Source organism: Streptomyces sp. BV286, from assembly GCF_019090165.1.
Taxonomy (GTDB): Bacteria; Actinomycetota; Actinomycetes; order Streptomycetales; family Streptomycetaceae; genus Streptomyces.
In genome coordinates, this window is the sequence record NZ_JAHRIB010000152.1 from 20,701 (window position 1) to 42,172 (window position 21,472).

19 protein-coding genes are annotated in these 21,472 nt (G+C 72.3%); 11 read left to right on the top strand and 8 right to left on the bottom strand.

All coding sequences use genetic code 11. From position 1 onward, the window contains the following. Positions 1-69 precede the first annotated feature (69 nt). Both KUF83_RS26000 and KUF83_RS26005 read left to right on the top strand, forming a co-directional pair. Entirely contained in the window at positions 70-855 is a 786-nt protein-coding gene (locus tag KUF83_RS26000) for an electron transfer flavoprotein subunit beta/FixA family protein (protein WP_217457356.1), read from the top strand. Between the two features lie 104 nt (positions 856-959). Then, on the top strand, positions 960-1,922 hold the full coding sequence (locus KUF83_RS26005) for an electron transfer flavoprotein subunit alpha/FixB family protein (protein WP_217457357.1): 963 nt from the start codon (positions 960-962) through the stop codon (positions 1,920-1,922). 87 nt (positions 1,923-2,009) lie between these two features. Here KUF83_RS26005 and KUF83_RS26010 read toward each other — a convergent pair whose 3' ends face one another. After that, the gene (locus KUF83_RS26010; protein ID WP_217457358.1) at positions 2,010-2,912 is read right to left on the bottom strand and encodes an endonuclease/exonuclease/phosphatase family protein; all 903 of its coding nucleotides are present in this window, start codon (positions 2,910-2,912) and stop codon (positions 2,010-2,012) included. A 360-nt stretch (positions 2,913-3,272) separates the two neighbouring features. Between KUF83_RS26010 and KUF83_RS26015 the strand changes: the two genes are divergently transcribed. Together KUF83_RS26015 and KUF83_RS26020 are read left to right on the top strand one after the other, a co-directional pair. Further along, positions 3,273-4,577, top strand: coding sequence for an aldolase/citrate lyase family protein (locus KUF83_RS26015; RefSeq protein ID WP_217457359.1), 1,305 nt, complete (start codon positions 3,273-3,275; stop codon positions 4,575-4,577). A gap of 97 nt (positions 4,578-4,674) precedes the next feature. Further along, on the top strand, positions 4,675-6,582 hold the full coding sequence (locus KUF83_RS26020) for a serine/threonine-protein kinase (protein ID WP_374106161.1): 1,908 nt from the start codon (positions 4,675-4,677) through the stop codon (positions 6,580-6,582). 326 nt (positions 6,583-6,908) lie between these two features. Here KUF83_RS26020 and KUF83_RS26025 read toward each other — a convergent pair whose 3' ends face one another. Next, positions 6,909-7,973, bottom strand: coding sequence for a LacI family DNA-binding transcriptional regulator (locus tag KUF83_RS26025; protein ID WP_217457360.1), 1,065 nt, complete (start codon positions 7,971-7,973; stop codon positions 6,909-6,911). Between the two features lie 192 nt (positions 7,974-8,165). Here KUF83_RS26025 and KUF83_RS26030 point away from each other — a divergent pair, with 192 nt between their 5' ends. The 3 genes from KUF83_RS26030 to KUF83_RS26040 all read left to right on the top strand — a co-directional run bounded on the left by KUF83_RS26030 (position 8,166) and on the right by KUF83_RS26040 (position 10,719). Next, positions 8,166-9,125, top strand: a complete 960-nt coding sequence (locus tag KUF83_RS26030; protein ID WP_217457361.1) for an ROK family protein — start codon at positions 8,166-8,168, stop codon at positions 9,123-9,125. Positions 9,126-9,328: 203 nt separating this feature from the next. After that, a complete protein-coding gene (locus KUF83_RS26035; RefSeq protein ID WP_217457362.1) occupies positions 9,329-9,523 on the top strand; it encodes a hypothetical protein in 195 nt (64 codons plus the stop codon). A 155-nt stretch (positions 9,524-9,678) separates the two neighbouring features. Next, the gene (locus tag KUF83_RS26040) at positions 9,679-10,719 is read left to right on the top strand and encodes an NUDIX hydrolase (protein WP_217457363.1); all 1,041 of its coding nucleotides are present in this window, start codon (positions 9,679-9,681) and stop codon (positions 10,717-10,719) included. Between the two features lie 125 nt (positions 10,720-10,844). Here the strand turns inward: KUF83_RS26040 and KUF83_RS26045 are convergent, their stop codons facing one another. Beyond that, positions 10,845-12,200 carry a dipeptidase gene (locus KUF83_RS26045; protein ID WP_217457364.1) on the bottom strand — a complete coding sequence of 452 codons (1,356 nt, stop codon included), beginning with the start codon at positions 12,198-12,200 and terminating at the stop codon, positions 10,845-10,847. Positions 12,201-12,374: 174 nt separating this feature from the next. Here KUF83_RS26045 and KUF83_RS26050 point away from each other — a divergent pair, with 174 nt between their 5' ends. The 3 genes from KUF83_RS26050 to KUF83_RS26060 all read left to right on the top strand — a co-directional run bounded on the left by KUF83_RS26050 (position 12,375) and on the right by KUF83_RS26060 (position 15,786). Next, positions 12,375-13,577, top strand: coding sequence for a geranylgeranyl reductase family protein (locus tag KUF83_RS26050; protein WP_217457365.1), 1,203 nt, complete (start codon positions 12,375-12,377; stop codon positions 13,575-13,577). Positions 13,578-13,666: 89 nt separating this feature from the next. Further along, on the top strand, positions 13,667-15,124 hold the full coding sequence (locus KUF83_RS26055) for a histidine kinase (protein ID WP_374106173.1): 1,458 nt from the start codon (positions 13,667-13,669) through the stop codon (positions 15,122-15,124). Beyond that, entirely contained in the window at positions 15,121-15,786 is a 666-nt protein-coding gene (locus KUF83_RS26060) for a response regulator transcription factor (protein WP_217457366.1), read from the top strand. The genes KUF83_RS26055 and KUF83_RS26060 overlap by 4 nt, the downstream gene beginning before the upstream one ends. Here KUF83_RS26060 and KUF83_RS26065 read toward each other — a convergent pair. After that, positions 15,747-16,031, bottom strand: coding sequence for a DUF6332 family protein (locus tag KUF83_RS26065; protein ID WP_217457367.1), 285 nt, complete (start codon positions 16,029-16,031; stop codon positions 15,747-15,749). The two genes, KUF83_RS26060 and KUF83_RS26065, sit on opposite strands and share 40 nt — an antisense overlap. A gap of 70 nt (positions 16,032-16,101) precedes the next feature. Continuing rightward, a complete protein-coding gene (locus KUF83_RS26070; RefSeq protein ID WP_254644394.1) occupies positions 16,102-17,637 on the bottom strand; it encodes an MFS transporter in 1,536 nt (511 codons plus the stop codon). Between the two features lie 85 nt (positions 17,638-17,722). Between KUF83_RS26070 and KUF83_RS26075 the strand changes: the two genes are divergently transcribed. Continuing rightward, positions 17,723-18,130, top strand: coding sequence for a MarR family winged helix-turn-helix transcriptional regulator (locus tag KUF83_RS26075; RefSeq protein ID WP_217457368.1), 408 nt, complete (start codon positions 17,723-17,725; stop codon positions 18,128-18,130). Between the two features lie 65 nt (positions 18,131-18,195). On the opposite strand, the gene KUF83_RS26080 is transcribed toward KUF83_RS26075, so the two are convergent. From KUF83_RS26080 to KUF83_RS26090, 3 genes are all read right to left on the bottom strand, one after another. Next, the gene (locus KUF83_RS26080; protein WP_217457369.1) at positions 18,196-18,933 is read right to left on the bottom strand and encodes a maleylpyruvate isomerase family mycothiol-dependent enzyme; all 738 of its coding nucleotides are present in this window, start codon (positions 18,931-18,933) and stop codon (positions 18,196-18,198) included. Positions 18,934-19,012: 79 nt separating this feature from the next. Further along, on the bottom strand, positions 19,013-20,302 hold the full coding sequence (locus KUF83_RS26085; RefSeq protein ID WP_308403148.1) for an NAD(P)-binding domain-containing protein: 1,290 nt from the start codon (positions 20,300-20,302) through the stop codon (positions 19,013-19,015). Beyond that, positions 20,200-21,432, bottom strand: coding sequence for an MFS transporter (locus KUF83_RS26090; protein WP_374106162.1), 1,233 nt, complete (start codon positions 21,430-21,432; stop codon positions 20,200-20,202). Before KUF83_RS26090 ends, KUF83_RS26085 begins: the two co-directional genes overlap by 103 nt. Between the last annotated feature and the right edge of the window lie 40 nt (positions 21,433-21,472).

Below are 21,472 nucleotides of genomic sequence, written 5' to 3' on the forward strand. Positions count from 1 at the left end.
GCCGCTTCAGGCGCCTATGCTGCCCGTAGGCAGGCAGCCCAGAAAAGACGATGCAGTAGGAGAGCCGGCGTGAGCTTGAGGATCGTTGTCACTGTTAAGTACGTGCCCGACGCCACTGGCGACCGGCACTTCGCCGAGGACCTGACCGTCGACCGTGACGACGTGGACGGCCTGCTGTCGGAGCTCGACGAGTACGCGGTCGAGCAGGCCCTGCAGATCGCCGACGAGGCGGACGACGCGGAGATCACCGTGCTGACCGTCGGCCCCGAGGACGCCAAGGACGCGCTGCGCAAGGCGCTGTCGATGGGCGCCGACAAGGCCATCCACGTCGAGGACGACGACCTGCACGGCACCGACGCCATCGGTACCTCCCTGGTGCTGGCCAAGGCGATCGAGAAGGCCGGCTACGACCTGGTGATCTCCGGCATGGCCTCCACCGACGGCACCATGGGCGTCGTCCCGGCCCTGCTGGCCGAGCGCCTGGGCGTCCCGCAGGTCACCCTGCTCTCCGAGGTCTCCGTCGAGGACGGTGTCGTCAAGGGCCGCCGTGACGGCGACTCCGCCTCCGAGCAGCTGGAGGCCTCCCTGCCGGCGGTCGTGTCCGTCACCGACCAGTCCGGTGAGGCCCGTTACCCGTCCTTCAAGGGCATCATGGCCGCCAAGAAGAAGCCGGTTCAGTCCTGGGACCTGGAGGACCTGGAGATCGACGCGGACGAGGTCGGTCTCGACGGTTCCTGGACCAGGGTCGACGCCGCGACCGAGCGCCCGGCGCGCACCGCCGGCACGATCGTCAAGGACGAGGGCGAGGGCGGCAAGCAGCTCGCCGAGTTCCTCGCGGGCCAGAAGTTCATCTAGCGGCCTCGGGTCCGGGGCACGCCCCGGCCCGACACGGCACGGCACGCAGGTCCGGCACTCGCTGACCGCCCCTCATCTTTCGCAAGCAGGAGAGAAGAAGTCCCATGGCTGAAGTTCTCGTCTACGTCGACCACGTGGACGGCGCCGTCCGCAAGCCCACCCTGGAGCTGCTGACGCTGGCCCGCCGCATCGGCGAGCCCGTCGCCGTCGCGCTGGGCAACGGCGCCGCCGACACCGCCGCCGCGCTCGCCGAGCACGGCGCGGTCAAGGTCCTCACCCACGAAGCCGCCGAGTACAGCGACTACCTCGTCGTACCGAAGGTGGAGGCCCTCCAGGCCGCGTACGAGGCCGTCTCCCCGGCCGCCGTGCTCGTCCCGTCCTCCGCCGAGGGCAAGGAGATCGCCGCCCGTCTCGCGGTCCGCATCGGCTCGGGCATCATCACCGACGCCGTCGACCTGGAGGCCGGTGACGAGGGCCCGGTGGCCACGCAGTCCGCGTTCGCCGCCTCCTTCACCACCAAGACCCGTGTCTCCAAGGGCACCCCGGTCATCACGGTCAAGCCGAACTCGGCCGCCGTGGAGGCCGCCCCGGCCGCCGGCGCGGTCGAGGCGCTGTCCGTCACGTTCTCGGACAAGGCGACCGGCACCAAGGTCACCGCCCGTACCCCGCGCGAGTCGACCGGCCGCCCGGAGCTGACCGAGGCCGCGATCGTGGTCTCCGGTGGCCGTGGCGTCAACGGCGCCGAGAACTTCTCGGTCATCGAGGCGCTCGCCGACTCCCTCGGCGCGGCCGTCGGCGCCTCGCGTGCCGCGGTGGACGCGGGCTGGTACCCGCACACCAACCAGGTCGGCCAGACCGGCAAGTCCGTCTCCCCGCAGCTGTACATCGCCTCGGGCATCTCCGGCGCGATCCAGCACCGGGCCGGCATGCAGACCTCGAAGACGATCGTCGCGGTCAACAAGGACGCCGAGGCCCCGATCTTCGACCTGGTCGACTACGGCGTGGTCGGCGACCTCTTCGAGGTCGTCCCGCAGCTCACCGAGGAGATCAAGACCCGCAAGGGCTGAGCGTCCTCCTGAGTGCCGGGCACGTGCCCGGCAGGTGCTTCGTGCCCATGGGGCCCCGGCGACCGTCCAGGTCGCCGGGGCCCCATCTCATGGCAGGGTCAGGGACGCCTGGACGGGCAGATGGTCGCTGGGGAGCTGTCCGTCCACGGCGAAGGTGTTGATCGACGCCCGGTGCGTGGTGACGCCGGGCGAGACGAGTATCCAGTCGATACGGTCGCCGTCCGGGGTCAGGGGCCGGTACCCGTGGAACGTGCCGTACTGCTTGCCCCGCTCGGCCGCCGCCTCCCAGGTGTCGACGAGCCCGGTGCCGAGCATCGCGTCGTAGACCGGGTTCTTGCGGGCGGCGACGTTGAAGTCACCGGTCACCATCAGCGGCAGGGAGGGGTCGAACCCCGCGATCCGCGCGGTGATCAGGGCCACCGCACGCGCGCGTGCCTTCTGGCGGGCGTTGTCCAGGTGGGTGTTGAGGACGTAGAACTCCCGCCGACCATGGCGCAGATCGCGGAAGCGGACCCAGGTCACCATGCGTATGGACCCGCCGCCCCAGGTGTTCGAGCCGATCACTTCGGGTGTGTCGGAGAGCCAGAAGTGGTCGTACTCGACCGGGGCGAGTCTTCGGGTGTCGTAGAAGACCGCCATGAACTCGCTACGGCTGCCGCCCGCACGGCCCGTGCCGATCCAGTCGTAGCGGCCGCCGAGATCCGCCGCGATGTCGCACACCTGCGGGTAGAGGCCTTCCTGAGTGCCTATGACGTGTGGGCGCTCGCGGCGCAGCAGTTCGCGGGTGACGGGGCGGCGGACGGCCCAGCTGTTCGGTGCGGCGGTGCTCGCGTACCGCAGGTTGAACGACATGACCTCAAGACGGCCGTGGCGGTCCGCCGCCGAGGCGGGCGACCTGGAGAGCGCCGTGCTGGACAGCGGCAGAGCGGCGGCGGCGATGAGTGCCGTCTTGAGTCCCAGGCGGCGCGTGACTCGGCTGCGATGGGGCACAGGATGCTCCTTCTGTGGCGGATGCCGGTTCTGCGGCTGATGCCGGGCGAGTCGTCCGCCTCGCAGTCTCCGAGCCGGCCGTGAACATGTCGAGATCCCGGAGTGGATCCCGGAGGAAGTCCGCGCGGGCCGGGGGAGGGCATTTCCGGACGTGGGGGGCATCCAGGGCATCCCGCGAGTGGATCGCCTCAGGGGAGCGGGACCTTGGGTGCAAGCGGAGAGGTGAGGTCTCGGGGGTGAGGAAGCGGCATTTCGGGGGCGGTGCGGCGAGGATGAGGGTGTTGACCGGCCGGAAGGTCACAGATAACTTCGCTCTACGGATTGTTGATTCCGTCTGGCGGAAAACTGGAAGGTGCGGGAATGGGTCAGGGTCAGCAGGAGAAGGTGGCGACGAGCCTCGCCGGCGCCGTCAGCGAGGAGATCAGTGCCTCCCTCGCCCCGGTCGACGCCGAGTTGGAGCGCCGCTACCCCGGAGACCCCGGTACCCGCCAGCCCGTCCACACCGTGTACGTCCCCGGTGATGTCTTCGCCGCCGACACCATCCGCTCCTGGGGCGACCGGGCCCTCGCCGCCCTCGACGAACACGCCCCGGACGCCGCCTCCTTCGCCGCTGTCCTCGGCCTCCCCGACGGGCTCGCGGAGCCGGTGTACGACCGTGTGCGCGCCAAGCTGGAGCGCGAGCCGGTCGAGGACCTGCGGGTCGACTTCGAGGACGGCTACGGCCCGCGACCGGGCGCCGAGGAGGACGAGGCGGCCGCCCGCGCGGCCCGGCTGATCGCGCAGGCGTACGACGACGGCACGGCGGCCCCCTACATGGGCATCCGGATGAAGTGCCTGGAGGCGCCCGTCCGCGACCGGGGCATCCGCACGCTCGACATCTTCCTCACCGGGCTGATGGAGGCCGGCGGGCTGCCCGACGGGCTGGTGCTGACCTTGCCGAAGGTGACCTACGCGGAGCAGGTCACCGCGATGGTGCGGCTCCTGGAGGAGTTCGAGAAGGCACGCGGACTCGAACAGGGCCGGATCGGGTTCGAGATCCAGATCGAGACCAGCCAGTCCATCCTCGCCGCCGACGGCACGGCGGCCGTGGCCCGCATGATCCAGGCCGCCGAGGGCCGTGCCACGGGCCTGCACTACGGCACGTTCGACTACAGCGCCTGCCTCGGCGTCTCCGCCGCCCACCAGGCGAGCGACCACCCGGCCGCCGACCACGCCAAGGCGATCATGCAGGTCGCGGCGGCGGGTACCGGCGTCCGCGTCTCGGACGGCTCCACGAACGTCCTGCCGGTCGGCCCCACATCGAAGGTCCACGACGCCTGGCGCCTCCACTACGGCCTCACGCGCCGCGCGCTCGCCCGCGCCTACTACCAGGGCTGGGACATGCACCCCGCGCACATCCCCACCCGCTACGCGGCCGTGTTCGCCTTCTACCGCGAGGGGTTCGAGCAGGCCGCGGCACGCCTCGTCGCGTACGCCAACCGGGCCGGCGGCGACGTGATGGACGAGCCCGCCACCGCCAAGGCGCTGAGCGGCTACCTGCTGCGCGGCCTGGACTGCGGGGCCCTCGACATCGCGGAGGTGGCCCGGGCGACGGGCCTCACGCGCGCGGACCTGGAGGGCTTCGCGGCGCCGAGGCGGGCGGACCTGACGGTCTCGGCCACGTAGCGGACCTGTCACAGCCGTCACCATCGGCCCGCGCCGTCACATCCGCCCCGTAGTCTGTCCGGCACGTGATTGACGTGTTCACAGGAACGGGGCAGCGGTGTCGGCGGGGGAGAACCAGCAGCCGGGGGAGCAGGCCCGGCCCGGGGAGTCGGAACAGCCGGACGGGATCGGGCGGCTCCTTGCCGGGCGCTACCGCGTCGTGGCGCAACTGGGGCGCGGCGGTATGGGCGTCGTGTGGCGGGCCCTCGACGAGGTGCTCGGCCGTGAGGTCGCCGTCAAGGAACTGCGCACGTTCTCGGACGCCGCCGCGCCCGAACTGGCCGACCTGGGGCTGCGCATGCAGCGCGAGGCGCGCGCGGCGGCCAGGGTCCGCCACCCCGGTGTCGTCGCCGTGCACGACGTGGCCGAGGTCGACGGCCGCCCGCTGATCGTGATGGAGCTGGTGGACGGGCCGTCCCTGGACGACGTCCTGCGCGAGCGCGGCACCCTCGACGCCCGCGAGGCCGCCGGGATCGGTGCCAAGGTCATGGACGCGCTCGCCGCGGCCCACCGCGCCGGAGTCCTCCACCGCGATGTGAAGCCCGGAAACATCCTGCTCGACCGCTCCGGCCGCGTCGTCCTCACGGACTTCGGCATCGCCACGATGGACGACCCCGGCGACGGCTCCGCCACGCACCTCACGCGCAGCGGCGAACTGGTCGGCTCCCTGGACTACTTGGCGCCCGAGCGCGCCCAGGGGCAGGAGCCGGGCCCCGCCTCCGACATCTGGGCCCTGGGCGCCACGCTGTACGCGGCCGTCGAGGGTGCCTCGCCGTTCCGCCGCACCTCCACCTGGTCCACTCTCACGGCGATCGTCGTCGAACCGCTGCCGGAACCGCAGCGCGCCGGGCCTCTCGGCCCCGTGCTGCGGGAGCTGATGCACAAGCAGCCCGACGCCCGCCCGGACGCCGGCCGGGCCCGTGAGCTTCTGGAGGCGGCAGCGCAGGCTCCCGACCAGGATTCGGCCACGCGCGGGCTGCGGGCTCCCGCGGCCCCCGTTCGGAACGAGACCGAACGGAGCGTGCCGGTGGTACCGCCCGGCTTTGGGCCCCCGCAGCCCGGCGCCGCGGGATTCGGGCCGGCCGGCAGCGCTTCGGACGGGAGTGGATTCCGGTCCGGGGGTCCCGACCCGGACCGCCAGGGACACGGCGCGGCGCACGCGGGCGTGGCCGGCACTCCGGCAGCGGGCGTTCCGGCGGGTCCGACGCCGGCCGGGCCCTCCGGCCCCGGAGGTTTCGGTCCGCCGCAGCCGCCGACTGGAACGGCCCCGCCCGCCACGGCCCCGCAGGCCGCGCCTGCGGCTCCCCGCCGTCGCAGAGGGCGCGTGCTGCTCGCGGCCGCGGCCGTCACCGTCGTGCTGGCCGCGACCGGCGTCGGCATCGCCCTCATGAGGGGCACCGACGAGTCCGGTTCGGCGGGTCGGTCCACCAACTCCCGGGGCGCCGGCGAGACCGCCTCCCCGGGCGCCACCCGCGGCTCGGTCGACCTGACGGACGACACCAGGCCGACGAAGCAGGCCGACAAGAAGAAGTCGGCGCCCCCGAGCAAGAAGCCGGACCGCACCGAGGACGCCGAGCCGACGGACAAGGCTCCCGCCCCTTCGCCCACGACCACCGACGGCGGCACGACGGGAGGAAGCTCGGGCGGCGGCACGGGCGGCGGAGGCGAGGACCCCAGCCCCGCACCGGTCTGCCACGCCATCGGCGGTGGCAAGTACAACTGCGTGGTCTGGAAGACAGCCTCGTCCTACACCGCCGCGGGAGCCGAGGCGGGCACCCTCAACGCCGGCACCAACTACTTCTACTGTCAGCAGAATCTGGGACGCCGCGAGACCTACGGGGAGTGGACGAACACCTGGTGGGCGAGGACCGACGACGACAGCGGCAACACCGGTGTCTTCGTCAGCGACGTCTACATCAAGGGCGGGGACAACGACTCACCGCTGCCGGGACTGCCCGTCTGCTGACCGCGGACGTACGGCCGCTTTCCGCCCTGGACGTACTACTCCTCGCAGCCGGAAGCCGCCATCCGGCCCTCCTGCCGCGAGGAGTCCCTCCGGCATGGAACCGCAGAGCGCCGCGCGCCCGGTCAGGGACTCCCCGGGCGTGAGCTGGACTCCCCGTGGGTGGAGCCGGACAACTTCCTCAACCGCGGGGGCTCGCTTCGGCACTCCGTGAGGAGTTCCGCGAGAAGCCGCTCCCCGGGACGGACCGGCGGAGCCGGCGCGGTTCGGGCGGCCATCCCGAGAGCTTTGAAAACACGGCCGGAGGAGTTGTCCCGGGGCTCCAAGTATCAGTGGGCGGGCGGCAGTTCGCCCGAGCCTCGGGTGATCAGACGGGTCCGCAGCTCGATGCGTTCGGGCAGGACGAGTGAGCCGTCGAGCTGACGGAAGAGACGCTCGGCGGCGGTGCGGCCGAGCTGCGCGGCGTCCTGGGCGACGACGGTGACCCCGGGCTGCAGGAGGTCGGCGAGCTCGATGTCGTCGAAGCCGACGAGGGCCACGGGACGGGAGCGCTCGGCGATGACACGTACGACCGTGACCGTCACGCGGTTGTTGCCCGCGAAGACGGCGGTCACGGGGGAAGAGCCCGACAGCATGCCCTCGGCCGCCCGGCGGACCCGCTCGGGGTCGGTGACGCCCAGCGACATCCAGGCGTCCTCGACCGCGATGCCGGCGTCCTCCATGGCGGCGCGGTACCCGCGCAGACGCTCGGCGGCGGTGTGGATGCGGGGCATGTCGCCGATGAACCCGATCCGGCGGTGGCCGTGCGCGATGAGATGGGCGACACCGTCACGTGCGCCGCCGAAGCTGTCCGAGAGCACGACGTCCGCGTCGATCTGTCCGGCGGGGCGGTCCACGAACACCGTGGCGACGCCCGCCTTTATCTCGGGCTCCAGATAGCGGTGGTCGTCACCGGCCGGGATGATGACGAGCCCGTCCACGCGGCGCGCGCACAGCGCGAGGACCAGCTCCTGCTCGCGGTCCGGGTCCTCGGCGCTCGATCCGTTGATCAACAGGGCACCGTGGGCGCGGGCCACCTCCTCGACCGCCCGGCTCAGCGGACCGTAGAAAGGGTCCGCCAGGTCCTCCAGGACGAGTCCGATGCTCGCGGTGCGGCCCTTGCGGAGCACCCGCGCGCTGTCGTTGCGCCGAAAGCCCAGCGCGTCGATCGCCTCCTGCACCCGCCGCTCGGTGTCCGGGGTGACTCCGGGCTCGCCGTTGACTACACGCGATACCGTCTTCAGGCCGACCCCGGCACGCGCCGCGACGTCCTTCATCGTCGGACGGTTGCCGTAGCGGCTCTCGGTTCGGCGGGCGGTCTCGGCCACGATGCGCTGTCCTGTCCTGTAGTCCATGGGGCTGCGTCGGTCCTGACGGGCTCGTAGGTCGCCGGATCGGGGTGTGGCGTCGAGCATAGAGCCTGGACAACGTTGTCAGATGCGGGAGAGACTGTCCATCGCATTCTCCGGCCCGCCCTCCCCGACCGCGCGACCGGCCTGCCCTTTCCTCATGGTCCAATCGGGATCCACACAGGAGAACTGACACTGATGCACACCGACCTCGTGGCCGCGCTCGACATCGGCGGCACCAAGATCGCCGGAGCGCTGGTGGACGGCCACGGCCGGATCCTGCTGCGCGCCCAGCGGCCGACGCCCGCGCAGGAGCACGGCGACATCGTCATACGGGCCGTCGAGGCCGTGCTCGGCGAACTGACCGGCTCTCCGCTGTGGAGCCGGGCCACGGCGGTCGGCATCGGCAGTGCCGGTCCCGTGGACGCCTCGGCGGGCACGGTGAGTCCCGTGAACGTGCCCGGCTGGCGCGACTACCCCCTCGTCGAGCGGGTCCGTGCCGTGACGGCGGGGCTGCCCGTCGAGCTGATCGGCGACGGAGTGGCGATCACGGCGGCCGAGCACTGGCAGGGGGCGGCCCGCGGCCACGACAACGCGCTCTGCATGGTCGTCTCGACGGGGGTCGGCGGCGGCCTGGTCCTCGGCGGACAGCTGCACCCGGGGCCCACGGGCAACGCCGGTCACATTGGCCACATCAGCGTGGAGCTCGACGGTGACCTGTGCCCGTGCGGGTCACGCGGGTGCGTCGAGCGCATCGCGAGCGGCCCGAACATCGCGCGCCGTGCCGTCGAGGGCGGCTGGCGGCCGGGTTCCGACGGGGACACCTCGGCGGCCGCCGTGGCCGCCGCCGCGCGTGCCGGTGACCCGGTGGCGACAGCCTCGTTCGAGCGCGCCGCGCAGGCCCTGGCGGCGGGCATCGCGGCGACGGCGACCCTGGTGGAGATCGACATCGCGGTGATCGGCGGAGGAGTGGGCAAGGCCGGCGACGTCCTCTTCACGCCCCTGCGCGCCGCCCTGCGCGACTACGCCACCCTGTCGTTCGTGCAGAGGCTCACCGTGACGCCCGCCCAGATGGGTACGGACGCCGGTCTGGTGGGCGCCGCGGCCGCCGCGCTCAGCCGCAGGCCGAGCACGTCCACGGCGGGTGTGGCCGGCTGACGCAGGCGTGGCCGGCTGCAGCGCGGAGCCGCGGGCGGGCGCCCGTGGCTCCGGGGCACGGCCCGATCTGCTCCCGTTGCGGCGCCGGGCGGGAACGTCGTCGAGGGGGCTCGCGGCGCCCCCGGGGCGCCGCGGCGGGGGAACTTCACGGCTTCCGGGCGGCGCGACCGTGACCCCTGGGCGACTCGGCAGTTGAACCGGGCATGAAGAAGCGCAGCATGCTCGCCATCGCGTCCCTCGCCGCCGGTTTCGTGGTGGCGGCCGTCACCCCGTCCCACTCGCTCGACGGTGACGCCCTCAGCAGTCTCGACCTGCAGGACACGCTCAGCAGTGTCGACCAGACGGTCAGCGACGGCAGTCTGGCCACGGAGGACAACCCCCTGGGCCAGGAGGGCTGACCCGCCCGGCCGACCCGTCGCGACCATCAGCCCGGCCCGTCGAGGGCCGGGCTTTGGCGTCTGTTCGGCCCGTCGGACGCGACCTCATCAGGAGCTGGTTTCCGTGACAGGGTGGAGCGGGCAAGCCTCAGGGGGCCAACAGCAGAGGGGGAACCGTGATTGTCTGGATCAACGGTGCGTTCGGTGCGGGAAAGACGACCACCGCACGGGAACTGATCGACCTGATCCCGAACAGCACACTTTTCGACCCCGAGATCATCGGCGCCGGGCTGACGCAACTGCTGCCCGCCAAGCGCCTCGCCGAGGTCGGCGACTTCCAGGACCTGCCGATCTGGCGGCGGCTCGTCGTCGACACCGCGGCCGCGATGCTCGCCGAACTCGGAGGCGTGCTCGTGGTTCCCATGACGCTGCTCCGCCAGGAGTACCGCGACGAGATCTTCGGCGGACTCGCATCCCGCAGGATCGCGGTACGCCATGTCCTGCTCGCCCCGGCGGAAACGATCCTGCGCGAGCGAATAGCCGGGCGGGAGGTCCCGCCGGACCTCCCCGACGGGCAGATGCGGGTGCGCCAGTGGTCGTACGACCACATAGAGCCCTACCGCGCCGCCCTCTCCAACTGGCTCACCGCGGACGCGCACCCCGTCGACAACGGCGCACTCACCCCGTACGAGACCGCCGTACGCGTCGCCGAGGCCGTGAGCAGTGGAACCGTGCCGGTCTGCGACATCGTGCAGACCCCCGAACCCACTGCGGAGACCGTCGCGGCGGGGGTGCTCCTCTTCGACGAGCAGGACCGGGTCCTGCTCGTCGATCCGACGTACAAGGCCGGCTGGGAGTTCCCCGGCGGCGTCGTCGAGTCCGGCGAGGCGCCCGCGCGCGCGGGCATCCGCGAGGTCGCCGAGGAGACCGGCATCGAACTCACCGACGTACCGAGCCTGTTGGTCGTCGACTGGGAGCCTCCGGTGCCCCCGGGCTACGGCGGCCTGCGTCTCCTCTACGACGGCGGCAGGCTCGACGGCGGCGAGGCCGGACGGCTGCTGCTGCCGGGCCCCGAACTGAGGGGCTGGCGCTTCGTCACCGAGGAGGAGGCCGCCGGGCTCCTGCCGCCCGTCCGCTACGAGAGACTCCGCTGGGCGCTGCGCGCACGGGAGCGGGGCGCCGCCCTGTACCTGGAGGCCGGAGTGCCGAGGGGATAGCCGCACCCGGGACGTCCGCACCCGGGACGTCCGCACGCCGCGCGGACGCGGGGCGTGCGGACGTCGGCACCGTGCCTGTCGGGCGCCGGGCCGCCCGCGGTGTGGGCCGTGCCCGGCGAACTCGCTCAGCTCGCCGCGTAGTTCCGCAGGAACAGCGCCTCCGCGACGGCGAGCCGCTCCAGCTCCTCGGGCGACACGCTCTCGTTCACGGCGTGGATCTGCGCCTCCGGCTCGCTCAGCCCGATCAGCAGGATCTCCGCCCGCGGATACAGGGAGGCGAGCGTGTTGCACAGCGGGATGGAGCCGCCCTGCCCCGCGTACTGCATTTCGGCGCCGTCGTACGCGGCGCTCATCGCCTCCGCCATCGCCGCGTACGCGGGGCTGGCGGTGTCGGCGCGGAACGGCTGCCCCTGACCGATCTGCTCGGTGCTCACCCGCGCACCCCACGGGGTGTGCGCCTCCAGGTGGGCCTGGAGCAGCTTGGTCGCCTCGGCGGCGTCCACGCCCGCCGGCACGCGCAGACTGACCAGCGCGCGGGCGCCCGCCTGCACGGACGGGGTGGCGCCGATCACCGGCGGGCAGTCGATGCCGAGCACCGTCACGGCGGGCCGCGCCCAGATGCGGTCGGCGACCGTGCCCGAGCCGATCAGCCCGACACCGTCGAGGACCTTGGCGTCCTTGCGGAACTGCTCCTCGTCGTACTGCAGACCGTCCCACCGCGAGGTGCCCGTGAGCCCGTCGACCGTCGTCGAGCCGTCCTCGGCACGCAGCGAGTCGAGGACGCGGATCAGCGCGCCCAGCGCGTCGGGCGCCGCGCCGCCGAACTGCCCCGAGTGCAGGTTGCCTTCGAGGGTGTCCACCCGGACGCGCAGGAGCGTCATACCGCGCAGCGAGGCGGTGACCGTCGGCACGCCGACCCGGAAGTTCCCGGCGTCGCCGATGACGATCGTGTCTGCGGCGAGGAGCTCGGGGTGCTCCTCGGCGTACCGCTCCAGGCCACCCGTGCCCTGCTCCTCCGATCCCTCCACGATCACCTTGACGTGGACCGGGACACCGCCGTTCGCCCCGAGGGCACGCAGCGCCAGCAGGTGCATGACCAGGCCGCCCTTGCAGTCGGCCGCACCGCGCCCGTACCAGCGCCCGTCCCGCTCGGTCAGCTCGAACGGCGGCGTCTGCCAGCCGGCCTCGTCGAGCGGCGGCTGCACGTCGTAGTGCGCGTACAGGAGGACGGTCTTCGCGCCCTCGGGACCGGGCAGGAAGCCGTACACCGACTGTGTGCCGTCAGGTGTGTCGAGCAGGGCGACGTCCTGGAAACCCTCGGCACGCAGTGCGTCGGCCGCCCAGTTCGCGGCGCCCTCGCTCTCGCTTTTGGGGAACTGGTCGAAGTCCGCCACCGACTTGAAGGCCACCAGCTCGGTGAGTTCCGCCTTCGCCCTGGGCATCAGCGAGGCGACGGTCTCGGCGACCGGATTCGACGACATGGGCACGCTCCTCATGGGTGCGACGTTGTACGGGTGGGTACGGGGGCGATGCACGCGGTACGGGTGTGCGCGTCGCATACGCTGCCGATCCTCCCACAGCGGTCTACGCCGGACGCGGCCGTAGGATGCGTGGAGCAGATGCGGCAGGCGGCTGGATCGGAGCAGCAGACCATCGTGAGCAGCGAGAACTCTTCGGACGACGCACAGCGGGTGTGGGACGTCGTCGTCGTCGGCGCGGGGCCCGCGGGCGCCTCGGCCGCCTATGCGGCAGCGGTCGCGGGGCGTCGCGTCCTGTTGCTGGAGAAGGCGGAACTGCCCCGCTACAAGACGTGCGGCGGCGGCATCATCGGACCGACCCGTGACGCCCTGCCACCCGGGTTCGAGCTGCCGCTGCAGGACCGGGTCCACGCGGTCACGTTCTCGCTCGACGGCAAGTTCGCGCGCACCCGGCGTTCCAAGCAGATGCTCTTCGGGCTCATCAACCGGCCGGAGTTCGACCAGCAGCTCGTCGAGCACGCGCAGAAGGCGGGCGCCGAACTGCGTACGGGGGTGACGGTCTCGCGGGTCGAGCAGCACGGCTCGGCGGTCCCCGACCGGCGCACGGTGGCCGTGGTCCTCCAGGACGGGGAGACGGTGCTGGCGCGGGCCGTGATCGGCGCGGACGGCAGCGCCAGCCGCATAGGAGCACACGTCGGGGTGAAGCTCGACCAGGTCGACCTCGGCCTGGAGGTGGAGATCCCGGTGCCGGAGACGGTCGCGGAGGACTGGAAGGGGCGGGTCCTCATCGACTGGGGCCCTCTTCCCGGCAGTTACGGATGGGTGTTCCCCAAGGGCGACACCCTCACCGTCGGAGTGATCTCGGCGCGGGGCGAAGGCGCCGCCACCAAGCGGTATCTGGAGGACTTCGTCGCCCGGCTCGGCCTCGCCGGCTTCGAGCCCAGCATCTCGTCCGGGCACCTGACACGCTGCCGCGCCGACGACTCGCCGCTGTCACGGGGCCGGGTGCTCGTGTGCGGGGACGCGGCGGGGCTCCTGGAGCCGTGGACCCGTGAGGGGATCTCCTTCGCGCTGCGTTCGGGTCGGCTCGCGGGGGAGTGGGCGGTGCGGATCGCGGAAGCGCACGACGCGGTGGACGCCCGTCGCCAGGCGCTGAACTACGCCTTCGCGATCAAGGCAGGGCTGGGAGTGGAGATGAGCATCGGCAAGCGCATGCTCGCGATCTTCGAGCGGCGGCCCGGGGTGTTCCACGCCGCGCTCACGGGCTTCAGGCCCGCGTGGAAGGCGTTCACGGGCATCACCCGGGGCTCCACCTCGCTGGGCGAGATGGTGCGTACGCATCCGATGGCGGGGCGTGCCCTGACAGCGCTCGACCGCTGACCGTCGCCGGACCGGGCGCGGGTACTCCGCCGGGAGTACGTGTGATCACCTCGCCCGGCTGACGACCCCGGCGGCCCGTGGCGTCTAGCGTGGCCGGCATGGACGAGCAGCGCACACGCCGGTGCGGACCTCCCTGGACCCGCGGCGGACCACCGGGGCGCCGGTGGCCCGGGCCACCGTGGTGGAACCACCGCGACGAGGAGGAAGAAGGCGTCCGACGCCCTCGGCTGCCCTGGCGCTCGACGCTGCTCCTCACCCTGTTCGTCCTCGTCGGAAGCAACTTCGCCGCCGAGGGACAGCCCGAGCGGGAGCAGCTCGACGCCCTGGCCCGGGTCCTGCTCCTCGCCGGCACTCTCCTGCTCCTGTGGCGGCAGCGGTACCCGGTGCTCGTGATGTACGGCACCTCGGCCTCGGCTCTTGTCTACTTCAGCGTGGGATACCCGTACGGGCCGATCTTCCTCACGGTCGCGCTCGCCTGCTTCAGCGCGGTCGTGGCGGGGCACCGCCGGGCGGCCTGGGCCGCGCTCGGCACGTTGTGGACGGTCCATCTCCTGGTGGGGCACGCGTTCTACCGGTGGCTGCCGCCGAAGGGCGACCCGGCCTCCTCGTGGGGTGACGAGGTGGCCATCGCCGCCTGGATCGTGGCGATCCTCGCGGTCTCCGAACTCGCCCGCGTCCGCCGTGAGCAGTGGGACCGCGACCGGGCGGAGCGCAGACAGGCAGCCAGGCGGCGCGCCGACGAGGAACGGCTGCGCATCGCCCGCGAACTGCACGACGTCCTGGCGCACAGCATCTCGGTCATCAACGTCCAGGCGGGCGTCGGTCTCGCGTTGCTCGACTCCGACCCGGAGCAGGCCCGCACCGCGCTCACGACCATCAAGGCCGCGAGCAAGGAGGCACTGGGAGAAGTGCGTCAGGTGCTCGACACGCTCCGCACGCCCGGAGACGCGCCGCGCGCCCCGGCGCCCGGGCTCGACCGGCTTCCCGAACTGGTGGAACAGGCCGCGGGCGCAGGGCTGACCGTCGCCGTCGAGTACCGGGGCGGGGACCGGAAGCTGTCGCCGGGTGCCGATCTCGCCGCTTTCCGTATCGTCCAGGAGGCGCTGACCAACGTCGTACGGCACTCGGGGTCACGGCACGCGCGTGTGCGGGTCGACCGCACGGCCGACGCGTTGCGGCTGCGTGTCGACGACGACGGCCCGGCGACCGGCGAGGACGCGGGCGGCAGCGGCAACGGACTGGCCGGAATGCGGGAGCGTGCGGCGGCCCTGGGTGGCACGATCGAGGCCGGACCGCGAGAGGAGGGCGGTTTCCGGGTTCTGGCGGTGCTGCCTCTGAGGAACGCCCTCGGGACGCCGGGGGCATCGCCCGTGCGGCCCGTGCAGCCCGTGAAGCGCGGCAGTTCCTCACAGCCCGAGGCGTCCTCGCAACCCGAGACATCTTCGCAACCCGCGACGCCCTCGGAGCCCGGCAGACCCTCGACGTCCGCGGGGCCCCCGGCGCCCGAAGAGTCCGCAGAGTCCCGCGAGTTCAAGGAGGACCGGTGATCCACGTACTGCTCGCCGACGACCAGTCACTGGTCCGTGCGGGGTTCAAGGCGCTCCTGGACGCCCAGCCGGACATCGAGGTGGTCGGCGAGGCCGCCGACGGGGAGGAAGCCCTGCGGGGAGTACGCGAACTGCGCCCCGACGTCGTCCTGATGGACATCCGGATGCCGTCGCTCGACGGTCTCGCCGCGACCCGTCGTATCACCGACGACCCGGACCTGCGGGACGTCAGGGTCGTCATGCTGACCACCTTCGAGCTCGACGAGTACGTCTTCGAGGCGATCCGGTGCGGGGCGTCCGGATTCCTGGTCAAGGACACCGAACCGGACGAACTCCTGCGTGCAGTGCGGGCGGTGGTCGAAGGGGACGCGCTGCTTTCACCGGGTGTGACGCGACGTCTGATCGCCGAGTTCGCGGCCCGCTCGAAGGAACCGGCGGCCGCGGACGCGCTCGCCGGACTCACCGAGCGGGAGCGGGAGGTGATGGCGCTGGTCGGCATCGGGCTGACGAACGACGAGATCGCACGGCGTCTCGTCGTCAGCCCCCTGACGGCCAAGACCCACGTCAGCCGCACCATGGTGAAGCTCGGTGCCCGCGACCGTGCCCAACTCGTCGTCCTCGCCTACGAGTCGGGGCTCGTACGGCCCGGCTGGCTCGGCTGAGGCCCCTGCCGGAACCGGACCAGCACCGAGACCACCCGCAGGAGGAAGAGGACGGCCGCGAGTGCTGTCCCGGCAGGGAGCAGGACCCCCTCGACGCCGTCCGGCAGATCGAAGAGCAGAGCGGGACCGACGACGACACCGAACACCACCGCCGCGGCGAACACGGCGCTGGCCAAGGCGTATCCGATCTCCACGGTGATGGCGTCCCGTTCGGACTGGGTCCGTCGTCCCCCGGTGTGTTCCATGCCTGGAGTGTCACAGCGGTGCGCCCGGTGGGCAAGGAAGCCCACCGGGCGCACGACCTCGATGACGGGATCAGTCGCGGGCCGCCACGCGCCCGTCCTCCCGCACGAGCTCTTCCGTCCGATCAGCCCCGGTCTCCGGGACGCTCTCGGTGTCCGCGGCAGGGTCGGACTTGGCGACCAGGATCGTCGTCTGCCGCGTACGCTGCCCGCGCAGCCCGGTGGCCGTGATCAGCAGGCCTGCCAGGGCGACCGCGGTCACCACGACCAGGCCGGGCCGGTAGCTGTCGAGGACCGCCTGCGGTGAGGAACCGCCGGAGGAGTTCGCCGTCACGACGGCCGTCACGATCGCCAGGAAGATCGCGCCGCCCACCTGCACCGAGGTGTTGAGCAGGCCCGAGACCATGCCCTGCTCGTGGTCGTCGACGCCGTTGGTGGCCTGGATGTTGAGCGACGGGAAGACCAGCGCGCAGGCCGCGCCGATCAGCAGCATCGACGGAAGGATCACCGCCGCGTACACCGGGTCCAGGTCGACGCGCAGGAACAGCGCGTAGCCGACGACCATCAGGGCGAAGCCCGCCACGATGAGCCGTGGTGTCCCGAACCGGTCGACGATCGCGCCCATCTTCGTCGCGGACAGGGCCACCAGGGCGCCCGCGGGCAGGAAGGCGAGCGCGGTGTGCAGAGCCGACCAGCCGAGCAGCGACTGCATGTAGAGGGTGACGAGGAACTGGAAGCCGACGTACGAGCCGAAGAACATCATGGCGCCCAGCTGGGCCCGGATCTGGTTGCCCGAGCGCAGCACGCCCAGCCGGATCAGCGGGCTCGGGCTGCGCCGCTCGACGCGTACGAAGACGGTGAGCAGGACCGCGACCGCGAGGAACGACAGCAGCGTACGGGCCGTGGTCCAGCCCACCTCGGGTGCCTGGACGACGGTGAAGACGAGCAACAGCATCGAGGCGGTGCCGAGGACTGCGCCGGGGATGTCGTAGCCGCGGTGGGTCCGGTCGCGTTCGCTGCGCGGAATGAGCTTCAGACCGGCGACGAGGGCGATGACCGCGATGGGGGCGGGCAGCAGCATGGTCAGGCGCCAACTGGCCTCGGTGAGCAGCCCGGACAGGACGAGGCCCATCGAGAATCCGGTGGCGGCGCAGGTCGTGTAGATCGAGAGGGCGCGGTTGCGCAGCGGGCCCTCCGGGAACGTCGTGGTGATGATCGACAGGCCGGCGGGCGCGGTGAACGCGGCGCTCAGGCCCTTGATGAACCGGCTCGCGATCAGCAGGGGGCCGGAGTCGACGAGTCCGCCGAGCAGTGAGGCGAGAGCGAAGACGCCGAGGGCCACCAGGAAGACCTGACGGCGGCCGAGGAGGTCCGCGGTGCGGCCGCCGAGGAGGAGCAGGCCGCCGTAACCGAGTATGTAGCCGCTGACGATCCACTGCAGGGTCGAGGTGGAGAGGTCGAGTTCGGAACCGATGGACGGGAGGGCGACACCGACCATCGACACGTCCAGCGCGTCGAGGAACATCGCGGCACAGAGCACCAGAAGGGTGCCCCACAGGCGGGGCGTCCAGCGCCCCTGGGCCGCGGGGGAGGTGAGCGGAGAGGTCATGCGCCACACAGTACATGCGCATGCATTCAATGCAAGGGCATTTAATTCCGATGCAACAAAGTTGGATTTTTGCTAGGGTGCGGCCATGGCGGCTGTCGAGAAGGCCGAGCAGGGGCTCGTGGACCAGTGGCGCGACATCCTCGCGGTGCACGCCCGCACCCTGTGCGAACTTGACCGTGCGCTTCACCAACACGGCCTGGGTGCCAGTGACTTCGAGGTCCTCGACGTACTGGCCGCGGGTACACCCGCCGACGGCGGGCTCGCCTATCGGGTCCAGGAGATCGCCGAGCGGGTGCACCTGAGCCAGAGTGCGCTGTCCCGGCTGATCGGCCGCCTGGAGAAGGACGGCCTGGTGGAGCGCTGCATGTGCCCGGAGGACCGCCGGGGCGTGCGGGTGTCCCTCACGCCGAAGGGGCGCACCCTGCACGGCGAGGTGCTGCCACTGCAACGAGCGGTGCTGGGGCGGATGTTGGCCGGCGGGGCCCAGGACTGACCGGTGCCGGTGCCGGTGCCGGCGGCCCTTGTCCTACTCCGTCCGGCACCCTGACGGCCGGTCGCTCAGCTCCAGGTGACGCCCGACCTCTCGCGCCACAGCGTCGCGAGTGACGCGTCCCCCGTCACGCCCGGGACGGGCCGACGGTTCCACAGCGCCAGGTAGAGCTGCGCGGCCGTGCCCGTGAACTCGCAGTCGGCGTCCGCCACTTCACCCCGCTCGGCCGCGGGCGGCCCGGACGACAGGCGTACGGTCCACACGGCGTCCGTGTCCGTGGCCCGGACCCGCAGTACGCGTGGCTCGTCCGAACGCACCCTGCTCTTGTCGCGCGCATGGAAGCGGAGCAGCAACTCGTCGATGCCGTCGACCGCGAAGTCCACGGCGATCGGGCTCGGTTCGCCGCCGAGCGCGGACTCGGCGTCGGCCCGGTGCACGGTCGTCTCGTGGGCCTGCCGCCGAGCCCAGAACGCGAGCGGTGACGGGGCGGGCATGAAGGTCCAGCAGTCCACGTCGGGCGGCGCGGCGGTGAGCGTGTCGACGAGCCGCCGGTGCCCGCGCTGGAACCACGTCAGCAGTTCTGCGCCGTCGAGGTCCGGCAGGCCGCCGTCCGGCTGGTACGACGTGTGTCCCTCGGCGACGAACGCCGTGGCCCACCGGTGCACCATTCCGGTGTGCCGCAGTACGTCCCGCACCTCCCAGTCCGGGCAGGTACGCACCTCGGCGCCCGGCCCGGCCTTCTCGGCGGCCGCGGCCAGCGTTCGGCCCTCCTGGTCCAGGACTTGAACGAACTCGGTGATCTCCATGGGGGAAGTGTGCATGACGGAGAGGACTCCGAGGGAGGTGGCGGGTGGCCTCCCTCCGGCCGCATCCGCACTCCGAGATTCAGTTCCCGGAGTTCTCGTCGAAGCTCGCGAAGTACGCGGCGGCCATGTCCTCGTCGGCGTGACCCTGCGCGGCGGCGCGCTCGAACCGCTCGGCGCTCGCGGCCGCGACGTCGAGGCGGAGCCCGTGCTGCTCGCCGGCCTCGACGATCAGGCGGGCGTCCTTGGCGGCGGTGGACACGGCGAAGGCCGCCGGGGACAACCGGTCCTCCAGGATCAGAGCGCTCTTGGCGTGCAGATATCCCATGTCGAGCGGACCGCCGGCGATGGCGTCGAAGAAGCTCTGCGGATCCACGCCCAGGGCCCCGGCCAGGGCGAGGACCTCGCCGGTCGCACTGGTGGCGGCGAGGACCCAGCTGTTGGCCACGAGCTTGAGACGGGTGGCGGTGCCCGCCGCTGAGTCCTCGCCGGTCCACACCGTACGGGCACCGACCGCGTCGAAGACCGGCGTCACGGCGTGCCGGCCGTCGCTCGGCCCGGCGGCGAGGACGAGCAACTGGCCTGCCTCGGCGGGCTGTCGGGTGCCGAGCATGGGCGCGTCGTAGAAGACCAGGCCCTTCTCATGGGCGAATGCGGCCAGTTCGCCGACGCCCTCGATGCCGGCGGTCGTCGACTGCACCCAGGCCGTGCCGGCGCGCAGGGCGGGCGCGGCCTGCCGCATCACGTCCAGCGTGGCAGGACCGTCGTACAGCATGGTCAGGACGACGTCGGCGCCCTCGACGGCTTCGGCGGGCGTGCCGGCGACGTGCGCGCCGTCGGCGGCGAGCGGTTCGGCCTTGTCACGGCTGCGGTTCCAGGCCCGGACGGAGTGCCCGGCCCGGGCGAGGTTACGGGCCATCGCGGCGCCCATGATTCCGGTGCCCAGGACACTGACGGTGAGCTTGTCGGTCATGACATCAACTTTCCGATGCATCGGGTGCGGTGGGTACCACTGTGCCGTGCGCGGCTGAGCAGCGGCGGTACGGGGCGCGTGCGTTCCGTACCGGGGTGTCGCGCGGCGCGTGCGTGCGCACCCTCGCCTGCCGCCTGCCGCCTGCCGCCTGCCGCCTGCCGCCTGCCGCCTGCCGCCTGCCGCCTGCCGCCTGCCGCCTGCCGCCTGCCGGGCGCCGCGTGCCGTCGGTCGGGAGCAGGCGAGCCGTTGACGTGTCGGCCCGGTCGGGAGTACGGCGGCTCGGGTACGTCGGGCGGTCAGATGTCGGCCTGCGTCGCCCGTCGGGTCGCGTACCCGATGGTGGCCGCCACCGCCGCCAGCGCTGCCACGCTGGTGAGAGCGGCGGACAAGGAGAACCAGTCCGCCATGAACCCGATCGCGGGCGGTCCGAGGAGCATGCCGCCGTAGCCGAGGGTGGAGGCGGTGGCGACGCCGCTGGGGCCCGCCAGCGCTCCGGCGCGTTCGACGGCGATCGGGAAGATGTTCGCGAGTCCGAGCCCGGTGACGGCGAAGCCGAGCAGGGCCGCCCACAGGGAGGGCGAGAGCGAGCCGAGCAGCATTCCGGCGGTGGCCAGGGCGCCGCCGGCGACCACGGTCCGGCTCCGCCCGAGCCGTTCCAGGAGTCTGGTCCCGGTGAGCCGGCCGATCGTCATGGCGAGCGCGAAACAGGTGTATCCCGCCGCGGCGACGCCAGGACGGGCGCCCAGGTCCTGCTCCAGGTGCAGCGCGCCCCAGTCGGCCAGGGCGCCTTCGCCGTACGCCGTGCAGAGGGCGATCAGGCCGAAGACGACGACCAGTCGGCGGGTCCGGGTGTCGGGCTTCCGCGGCACTCGAACCTCGCGCGCCCCGCGTCCCCCACGCTCGTCGGCGGCCGCCGGTTCCGGGGTCTCGCACCGCAGCAGGACGCGTCCGGCGAGGGCGGTCACCAACAGGCCGATCACTGTCAGGCCCAGCAAATGCCGTGCGGGAGACAGGGAGCCGGCGACCAGTCCGCCGAGCCCGCCGCCGACCATACCGCCCAGGCTGAACGCCGCGTGGAAACTCGGCATGATCGGGCGCCGCAGTACGGCCACGAGGTCGACCGCGGCGCTGTTGAAGGCCACGTTGATCCCGCCGTACGCGGCGCCGAAGACCAGCAGGACGGCGCCGAGGGTGAGGGCGGAGTGGGTGAGCGGGGGCAGCGCGACGCTCAGGGACAGGAGGACGCCGCAGACGACGGTCACGCGATGGCTGCCGTAACGGCCGCACAGCCGTCCCGTGAGCATCATCGTGACGACGGCTCCGGCGGACACGCCGAGCAGCGCGAGACCCAGCGCGCTGGCGGACGCACCGGTCTGTTCCTTGATGGCGGGGATGCGTACGACCCAGCCCGCGAAGACGAAGCCGTCGAGGGCGAAGAAGACGGTCAGGGCGACGCGTAGACGGGTGAGGTCGCTGCTGTGGCGGCCCGGCACGGCGTTGTGCTCACGGGTTTTGTTTATTGGCGGCACAAAAGGAGGCTAAGTCGACGCGGCGAGGGAGGGCAAGGTG

Excerpts from the sequence above, each read along its gene's own strand:
- KUF83_RS26005 (WP_217457357.1), top strand. The coding sequence starts at position 960 with ATGGCTGAAGTTCTCGTCTACGTCGACCACGTGGACGGCGCCGTCCGC.
- KUF83_RS26015 (WP_217457359.1), top strand. The coding sequence starts at position 3,273 with ATGGGTCAGGGTCAGCAGGAGAAGGTGGCGACGAGCCTCGCCGGCGCC.
- KUF83_RS26025 (WP_217457360.1), bottom strand. The coding sequence starts at position 7,973 with ATGGACTACAGGACAGGACAGCGCATCGTGGCCGAGACCGCCCGCCGA.
- KUF83_RS26030 (WP_217457361.1), top strand. The coding sequence starts at position 8,166 with ATGCACACCGACCTCGTGGCCGCGCTCGACATCGGCGGCACCAAGATC.
- KUF83_RS26035 (WP_217457362.1), top strand. The coding sequence starts at position 9,329 with ATGAAGAAGCGCAGCATGCTCGCCATCGCGTCCCTCGCCGCCGGTTTC.
- KUF83_RS26045 (WP_217457364.1), bottom strand. The coding sequence starts at position 12,200 with ATGTCGTCGAATCCGGTCGCCGAGACCGTCGCCTCGCTGATGCCCAGG.
- KUF83_RS26065 (WP_217457367.1), bottom strand. The coding sequence starts at position 16,031 with ATGGAACACACCGGGGGACGACGGACCCAGTCCGAACGGGACGCCATC.
- KUF83_RS26070 (WP_254644394.1), bottom strand. The coding sequence starts at position 17,637 with ATGACCTCTCCGCTCACCTCCCCCGCGGCCCAGGGGCGCTGGACGCCC.
- KUF83_RS26075 (WP_217457368.1), top strand. The coding sequence starts at position 17,723 with ATGGCGGCTGTCGAGAAGGCCGAGCAGGGGCTCGTGGACCAGTGGCGC.
- KUF83_RS26080 (WP_217457369.1), bottom strand. The coding sequence starts at position 18,933 with ATGGAGATCACCGAGTTCGTTCAAGTCCTGGACCAGGAGGGCCGAACG.